The sequence below is a fragment of the Propionigenium maris DSM 9537 genome, from assembly GCF_027925155.1.
GTDB lineage: Bacteria > Fusobacteriota > Fusobacteriia > Fusobacteriales > Fusobacteriaceae > Propionigenium > Propionigenium maris.
This window is the reverse complement of record NZ_BSDY01000006.1, coordinates 143,213-155,565: the sequence shown is the minus strand read 5'-3', so window position 1 is coordinate 155,565 and position 12,353 is coordinate 143,213. Positions and strand designations below refer to the sequence as shown.

12 protein-coding genes are annotated in these 12,353 nt (G+C 42.2%); 3 read left to right on the top strand and 9 right to left on the bottom strand.

What is annotated here, in order from left to right:
• The first annotated feature begins 79 nt into the window (after positions 1-79).
• Both QMG11_RS08050 and QMG11_RS08045 read left to right on the top strand, forming a co-directional pair.
• Positions 80-874 carry a ribonuclease H1 domain-containing protein gene (locus tag QMG11_RS08050; protein ID WP_309302087.1) on the top strand — a complete coding sequence of 265 codons (795 nt, stop codon included), beginning with the start codon at positions 80-82 and terminating at the stop codon, positions 872-874.
• A gap of 14 nt (positions 875-888) precedes the next feature.
• Entirely contained in the window at positions 889-1,575 is a 687-nt protein-coding gene (locus QMG11_RS08045; protein WP_281834987.1) for a YwaF family protein, read from the top strand.
• A 121-nt stretch (positions 1,576-1,696) separates the two neighbouring features.
• Here the strand turns inward: QMG11_RS08045 and QMG11_RS08040 are convergent, their stop codons facing one another.
• The 7 genes from QMG11_RS08040 to QMG11_RS08010 form a co-directional block, all read right to left on the bottom strand.
• Positions 1,697-2,284 carry an IMPACT family protein gene (locus tag QMG11_RS08040; protein ID WP_373877221.1) on the bottom strand — a complete coding sequence of 196 codons (588 nt, stop codon included), beginning with the start codon at positions 2,282-2,284 and terminating at the stop codon, positions 1,697-1,699.
• 5 nt (positions 2,285-2,289) lie between these two features.
• Entirely contained in the window at positions 2,290-3,030 is a 741-nt protein-coding gene (locus tag QMG11_RS08035; RefSeq protein ID WP_281834984.1) for a site-2 protease family protein, read from the bottom strand.
• Positions 3,031-3,100: 70 nt separating this feature from the next.
• A complete protein-coding gene (locus QMG11_RS08030) occupies positions 3,101-4,735 on the bottom strand; it encodes a ComEC/Rec2 family competence protein (protein ID WP_281834982.1) in 1,635 nt (544 codons plus the stop codon).
• Between the two features lie 50 nt (positions 4,736-4,785).
• The gene (gene dgt, locus QMG11_RS08025; protein WP_281834981.1) at positions 4,786-6,171 is read right to left on the bottom strand and encodes a dGTP triphosphohydrolase; all 1,386 of its coding nucleotides are present in this window, start codon (positions 6,169-6,171) and stop codon (positions 4,786-4,788) included.
• A 103-nt stretch (positions 6,172-6,274) separates the two neighbouring features.
• Positions 6,275-7,597 (bottom strand): MFS transporter, encoded by a 1,323-nt coding sequence (locus QMG11_RS08020; RefSeq protein WP_281834980.1) that lies wholly within the window; start codon positions 7,595-7,597, stop codon positions 6,275-6,277.
• Entirely contained in the window at positions 7,590-8,783 is a 1,194-nt protein-coding gene (locus QMG11_RS08015; protein WP_281834979.1) for a nucleotidyltransferase, read from the bottom strand. The genes QMG11_RS08020 and QMG11_RS08015 overlap by 8 nt, the downstream gene beginning before the upstream one ends.
• A 102-nt stretch (positions 8,784-8,885) precedes the next feature.
• Complete coding sequence (locus QMG11_RS08010; protein ID WP_281834978.1) at positions 8,886-9,578, bottom strand: hypothetical protein; 693 nt, start codon at positions 9,576-9,578, stop codon at positions 8,886-8,888.
• Between the two features lie 79 nt (positions 9,579-9,657).
• Between QMG11_RS08010 and QMG11_RS08005 the strand changes: the two genes are divergently transcribed.
• Positions 9,658-10,425 carry a type III pantothenate kinase gene (locus QMG11_RS08005; RefSeq protein ID WP_281834977.1) on the top strand — a complete coding sequence of 256 codons (768 nt, stop codon included), beginning with the start codon at positions 9,658-9,660 and terminating at the stop codon, positions 10,423-10,425.
• 51 nt (positions 10,426-10,476) lie between these two features.
• Here the strand turns inward: QMG11_RS08005 and QMG11_RS08000 are convergent, their stop codons facing one another.
• Together QMG11_RS08000 and QMG11_RS07995 are read right to left on the bottom strand one after the other, a co-directional pair.
• Positions 10,477-11,298 (bottom strand): hypothetical protein, encoded by an 822-nt coding sequence (locus tag QMG11_RS08000; RefSeq protein ID WP_281834976.1) that lies wholly within the window; start codon positions 11,296-11,298, stop codon positions 10,477-10,479.
• Between the two features lie 368 nt (positions 11,299-11,666).
• The gene (locus tag QMG11_RS07995; RefSeq protein WP_281834975.1) at positions 11,667-12,242 is read right to left on the bottom strand and encodes a hypothetical protein; all 576 of its coding nucleotides are present in this window, start codon (positions 12,240-12,242) and stop codon (positions 11,667-11,669) included.
• Positions 12,243-12,353 lie beyond the last annotated feature (111 nt).

Below are 12,353 nucleotides of genomic sequence, written 5' to 3'. Positions count from 1 at the left end.
TGCATTTTTTCATCTGGTGCCTTATAATCTTTATAAATACTTTTATTTAAAGAGAAAACAGGTGGTGAAGAGAATAAAGATGAAGAAAAAATATTATGCCTACATCGTGGGCAATAATAGAGGCATATGTACCTCGTGGCCTGAGTGCCAAAAGATGGTCATGGGAAAAAGCGCCAGATATAGATCCTTCCCCAGCGAGAAGGAAGCCAAAATGTGGCTGGAAGATCCTACTGCTGCCCCAGCAGCTAAAAAAAACTCTGGAAAGAAATCTAAAAAATACTATGCCTACAACCTTTTTGAAGTTGGAAAAACTGGTATAGTTGACTCCTGGGATGAGTGTAAAAATATCACTGCCATAGGAAAGGCTCGGTACAAGTCCTTTAAGACCTATGAGGAAGCCAGGGAATGGCTGGATCTGGGGGGAAGATATCTCAGCGAAACAGAGATCAGGATGGGACTCCCAGATGGTATATACTTTGATGCTGGTACTGGTAGGGGAATAGGTACCGAGGTAAGGGTTACCGATAAGATGGGAAACAGTATCCTTCATAAGCTGCTTCCCCAGGAAAAGATCAATGCTCACGGGAACTATCTTACCAGAGAGGGATCTACAAATAACTTTGGTGAGCTTCTTGGCTTATACTGTGCACTAAAAATTGCCATAGAAGAAAATGTATTAAATATATATGGAGACAGTAACCTGGTTATCAGCTACTGGTCCAAGGGACTCATAAAAAGGGAGAGTCAGAAAAGGGAAACCCTTGATCTGGCAGAAAAGGTGGTAACCTTAAGGCGTAGGTATGAGTCTATCGGGGGACAGATTCAGCATATTTCAGGGGATATCAACCCTGCAGACTTAGGATTCCATAAATAATTAGGAGGACATTCATGGATACATTTGAACTTTTTAGCATGGAACACTTTTTAAATCTTGGAGGGTACCTGGTCACTACGCTGCTCCTTGCTCTCCTTTCAGCCTTCTGTTATAAAAAAACAACCTTGGCAAGGGTAAGTGCCCTTCTTATTGCAGGGGTTAAGATTGCAGAGACGGTCTATCGATATGTGTATTTTAAGGAACCTCTCGTAGAGATGCTTCCCCTACACCTCTGTAATCTTACATTTATTACAGCTGTACTTACAATGGCATTTAAGTCATACTTTTTCTTCGAGCTTACATACTTCTGGACTATTGGAGCATTCTTTGCCCTTCTTACCCCTGAAGTTAAGTTATCATTTCCAAATTTTTGGAATATATCATTTTTTTCAACCCACTACTACTTGTTCTACACAGTTATATTCTGTATATCATTTTGGAAGTTTAAACCCACAAAGAATAGCCTTCTCAAGGCTATAATCTATCTGAATATCATCTTTGTATTTGTGTTCATACTAAATACAAACCTGGGCACCAACTATATGTATATAAACTACAAACCAGACTTCAACAGTCCCATCGACTACCTGGGACCATGGCCCTACTACATCCTTTCCTTTGAAGGGATAGGTATAGCCTTATTCATGCTGGCCTATCTGCCCTTTAGAAAGAAGAAACCTCATTTCTCCACAAGATTTTAAATAAAAAGCAACGTGATGTTGCATCCTAATAATCACTTGCAGTACTAGTGACTTCACGTAAATATTTTATAAATTCTATACTTTAACTTAATAACAAAAAAAGACCCTCCAGGGTCTTTTTTTATATCTCAAAGATCACTATATCTCTTATTTCTCTTAGCTTTTCTGCAGTGCCTTTTTCAACACTTACCCTGTATGTAACCCTGTCCAGGTACTCCTTCTCCAAAACCTCTCCCCCTTCAGAGGAGATCACAGAATCCACCTCATTTACCCTGTCATAGGCAAAATCCAAAACATACTTCTTCCTCTCAATATACTCCACTATCCCTGCTTCCTGTACAGCCAGCTTTGCTGTCTTGGCATAGTTTCTTACAAGCCCTCCTGCCCCAAGCTTTACTCCTCCAAAGTATCTTGTAGCTACCACTACAAGGTTGTCTACCTCAAGAAGGTTGAGTATCTCTCCCATGGGCTTTCCTGCAGTTCCTCCAGGCTCTCCGTCATCATCTACCTTAAAATACTCCTGTCCATCATCAAATACCTTATAAGCACTGCAGTTATGCGTTGCCGAGGGATGCATCATCTTTATTGTGCTGATAAACTCCTCTGCCTCCCCCTTGGTAGATACTGGCTTTACATATCCTATAAACTTTGACTTTTTTTCTTCAAACTCTATCATACACTCTCTTGCTATTGTATTCATCTTCCTCAATTCCTTTACATCTTTATATAGATATTTAATATGTTAATAAGTATCCTGTAGGCTGGAGATATTATCTGTCCAATTACCCCAAACCATGCCATGGCTAAAATTATATACATCCCATAACTTTCCATGGAATAGATAATATTCTTCACCTTGAAGCTTCCAAGGCTGGCAACCACCTTAGATCCGTCAAGGGGTGGTATGGGAATAAGGTTAAATATTCCAAGTATCAGGTTTATTCTGATAAGATAACTCACTCCCTGAAAAAGGTTGTTGTTGTATAGAAAGTGAGGTGTTACCTTTATAAGGGTTGCTCCTATAAAAGCTAGAATAAAATTAACAGCTACTCCTGCTATCGCTACCTGAAAGAGGCCCCACTTTTTATCCCTTATCCTCCCATAGTTCACTGGTACAGGCTTAGCCCACCCTACTACAAAACTGGATCCCGTTGCTATTAAAAAGATCGGCAAAAGAGTTCCTAGGGGGTCCAGATGCCTGATTGGATTAAGACTAAATCTCCCCATATCCTTAGCTGTGGGATCTCCATTTTTATATGCTGCTACTCCGTGAGCAATCTCATGGAGCATCACAGAAAACAAGAGTATTCCTATCATCACAACCACAAAGGGATCATATGTTATTTTCTTTATTATATTTAAAAGCAGTAGCCCTGCCAGAACTCCATAGATAACCTTAGTACTTGTAGGAGCTCCTGAGTTTATATATCTAAACTCCCTTAAAAACCTCTTCATCCTCTACCTCCTAATTACCTCTCTGATATCATAGGCTATCATATCTTCTGCTTTTTTTCAATTCCCTCCTCTACCACCTTCTCACCACTATCTTTCCCTCTATATTTTCAAATCTCCTGTCCCCCACTCTGACACTCTTACCTCTTTCAAGAAGGAGTATCTCTCCTGGATCCAGCCTCCCAATAACTCTCTCATCCTGCTCTCTTCCTGCCACCACTACCTCTACTCCCTTTATCCTGCTGTCCCACATCTCCTCCAGGTCCCCCATGGTAAGCTTTTTCTCAACTGCAACCACCCTGGGATAACCTGAGTAGTAGGCGTATTTCCTTCCCAGATAATCATCTCCCCTCTCCCTGTTCATGAGCACTATCAAAACCATAGGAAGAAGGCTCCATACCCTTGTCCTTCTGAAACTAAAGAGTATCATGGTAAGGTAGATAAAGATAAGACATAGACTGCTGCTCACTCCCCTGTACTCTACAGACAAGAGGGGAAGGTTAGATGCTAGGCCTATAAAGGTAACCAGTATATAATAGATGAGATTTACTGTAGGCATAATAAGAAAACCAAGACCTATATTAGATGTAAGGAGAGCCAGAAAAGCGGCCTGAACAAAGAGTGTTCCCAAGGGGATAGCCACTACATTTACCAGAAAGGACAGAAGGGGAATGCTTCTGAAGTTCATGGCAAAGATGGGAGTTAGAGCCACCTGAATCACCAGACTGAGGGATGCCATAGAGGCAAACCACCTCAGAGGTAGGTTTTCTATTTTTCTTAAATATCTCTCCGCCACAGGGTAGATAAATAGGATGGAAAATACCGCCATATAGGATAACTGAAAGGAGATCCTTCCTGCCCCCAGGGGATCTAGCAGAAGGTTTATGGTCATAGCTGTAAAAAATGACTTCCTTCCATCGCTCTCCTCGTAGAGGAGGCCGCTTCCAAGGTAGCAAACTCCCATTATATAGGCCCTGACCACAGAAGGTGTAGGCCCCACTGCTAAAACATACAGACTCAACACCACTATTATCCCTATATACCTTTCATCGTGCCCTATGGGTATCTTCCCTGCCAGATAGAGGATGAGAGCTATAATCACACCTATATGAAGCCCTGAAATAACTATAAGGTGGGAGGTTCCCGTATAGGAAAACTTCTCCCTTAGCTCTCTGTCCAATCCATCCTTATCTCCGGCTATTACTCCTCTATAAAAATCCTTCAGATCTCTGCTGTATCCCTCTAAAAGATTATCTATCCTTCTCTCTAGATACCCCCTGACAATGCTTTCATCTATCCTTCTTCGATCAAGGGCTTCTACTCTATAGTTAATTGCTCCTCTACTCTCCTCTATATCCATTATCTCAGCCTCTAGCCTATACTTCCCCCGACCGACCTCTACTCCAGAAATATATATCCTTTCCCTGGGCAACCTCCCCTCTATTGTTCTGACCTGGGTCCTTCTTCCAGAGGATTCCACCACCATGCCGACCCTCTCTCCCACTCTGTACCCATGAAACTCTACCCCTGTTAATGCTCTCAGAAGAAAAACAGCTCCAAAAACAAGATAGAGTAACCTCTTCTCCCGCCTCCAGATGATAATCATTGTAAGTATTATAAGAGCCACAGAAAAAAAGAGTAGAGGCCCTGCCTGCCCCATAAGCAAAGACATAACAAGAAAGTAGATCCCCACTACATAGATATCCATACACACCTCCCCTGACTGAAATCCACAAGAAAAGCTCCCCGTAAGGAGCTTTAAAATTTAATTGCATTCAAGGAGTGATACAGCTCCAGGGCATAGGAGTCTGTCATCCCGCAGATAAAATCCGTTACCAGTCTCAGCTCATTGTAGAGAGGATTCTTATAGGGGTACCTCTCCTTTATAAATCTGTAGTTGCTGGACATAAGTCTGTATAACTTCGCCTCCTTGGTTCCAGGCATATCCTTTTTTGGAGATATCACAGCATTGGTAAACTCCCTCAGGAGAACCCTCAACACCCTGTCCCCTGCTATCTCCAGCTTTATTACATCCTTATCACCTATAATTATCCCCAGAATCTCCTGGAAGGCATTCTTCAGATGAACTGCATCTGAGCATTCCAGCAGCTCCCTCTCATACCTTCCTGCCATTATATCCTCATAGTGATACATAAATGTTTCTATTACCTCATCCATCATAAAGTTATGCATCCTCTTTCTGAAGATCTGCATCTTTATCTCCCAGGGTTTAGGATAGTCCATATCCACCTCTATCTCCCCCAGACTGAGAAGGATCTCATTCTCCTTCTCATTGGTAAGGTTCAGATATTTTATAAGTACCCCCCTGAGGATCTCATTGTTGAGTATCCCCTTCTTAAAGGCGTCCTCTATATCTGCCATCATATAAGCTATATCATCTGCAGCCTCCAGAAGGAATACTAAAGGATGCCTGCACACCTTTCCTTCTACTCTCAGTCCCAACCTCTCCACAAGTTCCTCATAGGCCTCTGCCTCACTCTGAAAGTACCCGAACTTCTTGTAGCTGACCCCCTTTGCGGGGTCATTCCCCTCATAGGAGCACCTGGGATACTTCATTATTGTCGCCAGGGTAGGAAAGCTCAGGTTCAGCCCATGCTCATCCCTCAGATACTGTAGCTTCTTCAGCTGTCTCAGTGCCTGGGCGTTCCCCTCAAACTTCTTAAAGTCATAGAGCTCCGAGAGCTTCCATGTGGTTCCATAGAAATCTGTGTCCTGTCTGAATTTTTCCCTGAAAAACTCCGTGAAGAAGTCCTGGATTATAAACTCCCCATAGTGACCAAAGGGAGGGTTTCCTACATCGTGAACCAGAGAAGCTGCCCTGAGTACAGCCCCTAAACACTCCTTCATATCAGGGGATAGTTTCCCCTCCTCTATGAGCCTCTTCTCCACCTTGGTTCCCAGCTCGCTGGCTATAGTGGCTACCTCCAACGAGTGAGTCAGCCTGGTCCGTATAAAGTCATTGCTGTCCAGGGGGTATATCTGCGTTTTATTCTTCAGTCTTCTGAAGGCAGAGCTAAATATTATCTTGGAGTAATCTGTTTTAAACTCCTCCAAGGGCTCCTTCATCTCCCTCTCCTTCTCTCTAAACTGATAAGGAGTCATCAGCTGCTTCCAATTCATCATAACTTCCACCCCTTTATTAAATCAAACTCTTATTTCTATAAAGAAAAATCAGGGGATATTCCATCCCCTGATTACCTTTTTCAATATTAATCCTCTATTCCTTTTAATCCCTGTATAAATAATAGAAGAGGAAGGACATCATAAATGATCCCCCTGAAAACAATGCTGTAGTATATACTCCTGATTTTTCTACTCCTTCAGGACTGCTGAGGATCGCCGTAAGTATATCTCCTCCACCAGCCACTAAAATTATTGGAAGGATCGCTATGGATATGAGGAAAGCCATCTTTAGGAAAAATCCCTGAATTCCAAAGCACATCCCCTCTATCTTATGGCCGCTCTTCTCACTTATCTTAGTGCTTATCTCACTTAGCATCGCCGGAGGGAAGATAAAGGCCGCCCCCGATATAGGCATCCCTATAAGGGCAAAGAGGTAAAACCCCGCTTCCTTGGGTATTCCCTTCCCCAGCTGATAGAGACCTCCAGAGAGAAGCATCAGAGCTGTGAGGGCAAGAAGCATAAGTTTTCTGTATCCAAACCTCTTAGAGAGCTTATTGGTAGGATAGAAGAATAGCGCTGAGGTCCCAAAGAGAACTGCTGAAGCCACTGTAATGGCTCCCTTACCCATTCCCATTATATCCTCCACATAGTAGTTCATAGAGGCTCTCAATATATTAAATCCTATAAAGAAGAAGAGTAGCCCTAGCAGGTAGTAGATAAAGGACTTGTCATGAAAAACTATATTCAGGGATTCCTTCAGGTTAACCTTGGATCTCTGCCCATGGCTGTACTTCTTCTCAGGTACAAAAAATACCGTCACATAAGCTACCAGAGCCGATATGGTACTTAGCAGGATAACCATCCCCCTGATACCCTTCTCTGTATCTCCCCCTCCCAGAAGCTTTATAAGGATCCCAGGAAGGATCATAGCCACTGCCGTATAGAGAAGTCTGAATACCGACTGCCAGGTAGACAGGTTCAGCCTCTCCTCTGGGGTGTTACCTATCTCGGGTATGAGGGCATTGTAGGGTGCTCCCACTATGGTATAGAAAACAAAGAATATTGCTCCCACACCAGACAGGTAGAAGAAGGTACCCATTCCTCCCCCTTTTATAGGGTAGAAGAAAGCTATAGTTGCTAGTCCAAGGGGAATACTTCCCGCTGCTATAAAGGGGATTCTCCTCCCCCATCTTGTATCTACCTTATCCGAGATATATCCCACCACTGGATCAGCCACCATATCCACAAACCTTGAAATTACAAGAGCCAGAGATATGAATATAGGTGCCATCAGAGGCCTTATCCCTGAATTTTCCGGTGGGAGATAGTAGTACAATACCCACTGGGCAAATATCTGATCTACTATGGCATAGCTCACTCCTATACCATAAAACAACTGTATACTTACTGGTAGCTTTCTATCCATTCTGCTCCTCTCCCCTTAACATTATCGGTATGCTTCTCTGATCATACTTCTTTACAATACCATATATCTTACTGGCTCTTTCATTGAAATCCAGAAGGGCTTTGGCATCCTCATCTAGCTTCTTACTCACATTCTTAAGGGTAGTAAATGTAGGTATCTCCTGATTCTTCTTTATCCCCTTAAGGTACTTGTGCCCCTTCTCATTGAATCCCAGTATCCTTATATAGGGAACCCTCTCCTTGGCTTTCACAGTGTGCTTTACAGTAAGTCCCAGTAGGATGTGTATGAGGATCCTCTGCAGCCTTGCATTGGTATACCTTTTAGACATTATCTCCTCATAGAACTCATCATACCCCTCATACTTTACCGCTGCACTGTAGAGTTTATTTTCAAACCCCACCTCCACATCCTGTATATCATCCAGGAGATCCCTATGAAGGATTATCTCATGTCTTATAAGAGGGTAGTAATCTCTAAGGAAGGCTGTTCTTCCCTCCCGGTGTTCCTCTGTGAGGATCTCATAACTCACCTCAGGAAGTACTTCTCTTATCCCCTCGCTCCCCTCTGCAAGCATCTTCCTTATAGCTGTAGCACTGGCTATCTTCCCGGCTACATCGTGGGAGTGGTAACCAGTTCCCTCCCTCCTTATAGCTATGGGCTCTACCTTCAGATTCTTCTTTCTTATAGCTCTCACATACTCCGTCCCCAGTATATCATTGGGTGAGAAGTACCCCTTCTTTCCCAACACCTTTTCCAGGGTCTTGGAGAAGGCTGTGGGATAGGATACTCCCCTAGCAAGCTCCTCACGAAGCCCCTCCTGAAATACCTCATCCTCCTCTAACCTTGCTATCTCCTCCAGCTTCTTTACATCTCCGCTTTCAGATCCAAAAACTATATCGGAGACTCCCAGAGCCCCCAGTATCTCCACAGATCCCTTGGCAAATATCTCTGCACTCTGAGTGGAGTAGAAGGTAGGCAGTTCCACCACTATATCCACTCCGTTTTTCAATACCATCTCAGTTCTCTTCCATTTATTTACTATCGCAGGCTCTCCCCTTTGAAGAAAATCTCCACTCATTGCTGCTATCACTATATCTCCCTGGCCGTGCTCCCTGGCCATCTCCAGGTGGTATTTATGCCCATTGTGAAAGGGATTGTATTCTACCACTACTCCCGTTGCCTTCATCTCTTCCTCCCTCTATATAATCGATCTCATCCTCTATTAAAGAGGGTGCAGAAGATCCCTCCTACACCCTTTAAAATTATAACACAATGTCCGTGGCTATTTCTACCACTTAAGGGGAACTACTACCCTCTCCTCCCTGCCATCTACCTCATACTCCAGCTCCAATTGGGTAGGATAACTATCTCTACTATCTACATTAAAAACTATCCACTTTCTTTCATAGAGGCCTGCAGGTATACTGAACTCTCCAGACATAAGGTGAGATTCTGGAAATACCTTCCCCCTCTCTATATTTCTCTTGTCCTTATATAGCTCATCCACAGTCATAGAAGCTGCACCTCCAGCCAGAAGCCCTATCCCGATACTCTGCCAGGTATCATCTGTAAAAACTGCAAGAAGTCCCCCGGCCACTGCTGCTGCTCCCATAAGGGTACTTCTGTTTTTCTCCTTCCTCTCCTTTTCAGCCATCTGGGCATCATACCATACCTTCAACTCCTGCCCAGAGGTGACCCTAATATTGTCGTTGTGGTTATTCTCTCCAAAAATAGGAGTCACATCCCTCACCTTAACTATACTCCCACTCTTATTTTCAAAGGTAAATACCATAAATTTATAAAAATCATTTGAGAGAGCTTTATCCAGGTCTCCACTTATTACCAGCCCCCCCTCTGTGGGAGTCTTGCCGCTTCTGGCTATACTTCCGTCCTCTCTCACTGCCACACCATACCTCCCAGAGTGAACCGATGCACAGGACACTATTATCAAAGTTACAAATAAATAGATTAATTTTCTCATCCTTTCATCTCCTTTTATAGATTGAATTTTTCTCCCTGCTATATTATAATAAACCATACCATTAATTTAGGAGGTTGCTATGCTTTTAGCATTTGATATAGGTAATACTCATATTGTAGCAGGTCTTTTAGATCCAGAGGGAAATACCCTTCTCAGCTTTAGAATTGCTTCAAATGAAAAGCTCACTGAAGATGAGCTGTTCTCATACCTTAGAAATATTACAAAATTTAATGAAATAGATCTTAAAGATGTAAATGGAATTATAGTTTCATCTGTTGTTCCAGGCCTTATTACAATCTGCCAGTTTTTAGGAAGAAAGTACTTTGATATCGATCCCATGATCGTTTCTCTGAACCTCAAGCTTCCCTTCGGCTTCTCAGACGACCTCAATGTTACAGGTTTTGGAGCCGACAGAATAATTGGAATCACAGAGGCTCTTCGTCTCTATCCAAATAAAAACCTTGTTATTTTTGACCTAGGTACAGCTACTACCTATGAAGTTCTTAAGGGAAATACCTATATCGGAGGGGGAATCCTTCCAGGTATAGAGATGACCATAAACTCCCTCTTTGGTAATACAGCCAAGCTCCCAAAGGTTAAGTTTGGAAAACCCGACTCAGTTCTCGGTAAAGATACTGTAGAGCAGATCAGAGCCGGTGTTTTCTATGGTTATGCAGGACAGATAAAGTACCTGATTAAGAAGATCAAGGAAGAGATCAAGGACCCTTATATTATAGCTACTGGAGGACTTGGAAGTGTTCTCTCAAATGAGATCGACGAGATCGATGAATACTCTCCAGAACTTAGTATAAAAGGTCTCTATACCCTCTACCATTTAAATAAGTAATTAAAAAGTGTCATCACAAGAAAACCTCTCAGGCTACTTGTGATGACTTTTTTAATTGACAAACCTCACCTCTACATCCTCTGGCTTCCCTATATTAAACTCACGGTCCATACCCGTATACCTTCTTGGATTTACAGTGAAGATATTGTACTCTATCTTCAGGGTGGAGTCATTTAGGTAGCTGTAGTACTCAATCACTCTTCCCCTTTTATTTCCCATCTGTACCTCTATTCCCGACATTATATCTAAGAACCCCTCCACTCCTTCACGGTCAAGATTCAGGAGCTCCTCTATGGAATTTTCAGTAAAAACAAGTTCTCCGCTCTTATCCATGGAGTTGTAGAGCATCCAGTAAAACTTGTAGATCAGAGGAAGGTAGAGTTCCTCTCCTGCGCTCTCTTTCAGCTTGCTGAGCACCATCTTTCCATATATATCTATCTTATCAAATATCTCCTTGGCCTCCTCCTCCTCCTGGTTCATCTCGTCCATAGCCCTGTAGATATTCTCTATCCTCTCCCGGTCATACTCATCCTTGGTCATAAGCTCAAGGATCTCATCCTTGGATATATCCCTCCTCTTCAGCTCGTCTATAACAACCTTTTCAGTATCTATAAGCCCCTTATAGATTCCATTGGCCACAACCTCCACTATCTCCCTTATCCTGTTGTAATAGTCCTTCTCCACCATAGAATCAACTTCCTCGGTCCTGAGTACAGTTTCATCCAGTTCTGTGAGGAGATCTCCCTCTAGATACCTGGATAATATTCTAAGGTCCTCTAAACTCATCCTCACCTTTATATCCACATCTACTTCTCCCAAAATATCACTGCTTTTCAATGTATAGTTATTGTCATTATTCTCTTTTCTCTCCATCTTCTCCACCACCTTTTACTAATTAGATATTCAACCAATGAAATCATTTCCTTTAAAAGATTCCTCCTTTTAAATAGACACCCTGTAAAAGCTTTTAGAAGATGCAAAAAAGCCCTTTCAGAAAGGGCTCTTTTCTACACTTAATTTTAGGGGAGTTGAGATCTCAATTAAAGAATATGAAAAAGGAAAGATTTAATGAAATTCCACATCTTAACTTTGCGAGAGTTTAAAATGCTTTTCGTTCTCTAATAAGATCTCTATATCTCATCTTACATATTTTTAGACTTTATCCTTTAAAAAAAGTTGATTTAAAAAATAATAAATCACTGTTTAAAAAAGACCCCTTTTAAATAAAGGGGTCCTCTCTTTTATTTTTTTGGCGAACTTAAATCAAAGTATTGTAGCATATCCTCATATGCTTTAATCTTATTCTCTATCTCTTCCTTCTGAGCTACATGGTCCTCTGGATGAGCTGCCTCAGCATCTGCTATTATCCTGTCCATTACCTCCTTAGGTACCATATGCTCTTCGCTCTTTATCTCCAGTATATCTTCCTTGGCTTCAGCGTTTAGTACTTTTTTTACCTCTGCTTCCTTCTTCTTTTCTTCAGCTCTTATTGCATCTGCTGCTCTGTATCCAACAAAGGCTTTGTCTAGCTCCCTCTTCTGCTGGATAAAGTCTCCAGGGAATCTTCTCTCTACCTCAGCCCACATCTCGTTAAAGGCTTCCTCAGATATTCCGTTTTGAGCTTCCCCTCTCATCTCTACTATGTTGTTATAAGCATCTGTCTGAAGGCCCTTGAAAGCTCTTCTGTCTGCTCTCATATTTGTATCTGGATAAAATATCTTAGTCAGCTTGTCCAGCTCTGCTTCCTGCTTAGGTGTCATCTCTGCCATAGTAACTGCTGATAGTAATAAAAATGCTCCCAGTAACGTTTTCTTCATGAATATCCCCCTTCTTTAATTACAGTGGTTCTCCTTTTTTATATAGGACATTATATCATATCCCAGTCTTTTATGGTACACCTAGTTCATTAACTACAAAAAAGGGATAGA

Coding starts and splice junctions, on each gene's coding strand:
- QMG11_RS08050 (WP_309302087.1), top strand. CDS start 80: ATGAAGAAAAAATATTATGCCTACATCGTGGGCAATAATAGAGGCATA.
- QMG11_RS08045 (WP_281834987.1), top strand. CDS start 889: ATGGATACATTTGAACTTTTTAGCATGGAACACTTTTTAAATCTTGGA.
- QMG11_RS08035 (WP_281834984.1), bottom strand. CDS start 3,030: ATGAAGAGGTTTTTAAGGGAGTTTAGATATATAAACTCAGGAGCTCCT.
- QMG11_RS08030 (WP_281834982.1), bottom strand. CDS start 4,735: ATGGATATCTATGTAGTGGGGATCTACTTTCTTGTTATGTCTTTGCTT.
- dgt (WP_281834981.1), bottom strand. CDS start 6,171: ATGATGAATTGGAAGCAGCTGATGACTCCTTATCAGTTTAGAGAGAAG.
- QMG11_RS08020 (WP_281834980.1), bottom strand. CDS start 7,597: ATGGATAGAAAGCTACCAGTAAGTATACAGTTGTTTTATGGTATAGGA.
- QMG11_RS08015 (WP_281834979.1), bottom strand. CDS start 8,783: ATGAAGGCAACGGGAGTAGTGGTAGAATACAATCCCTTTCACAATGGG.
- QMG11_RS08010 (WP_281834978.1), bottom strand. CDS start 9,578: ATGAGAAAATTAATCTATTTATTTGTAACTTTGATAATAGTGTCCTGT.
- QMG11_RS08005 (WP_281834977.1), top strand. CDS start 9,658: ATGCTTTTAGCATTTGATATAGGTAATACTCATATTGTAGCAGGTCTT.
- QMG11_RS08000 (WP_281834976.1), bottom strand. CDS start 11,298: ATGGAGAGAAAAGAGAATAATGACAATAACTATACATTGAAAAGCAGT.
- QMG11_RS07995 (WP_281834975.1), bottom strand. CDS start 12,242: ATGAAGAAAACGTTACTGGGAGCATTTTTATTACTATCAGCAGTTACT.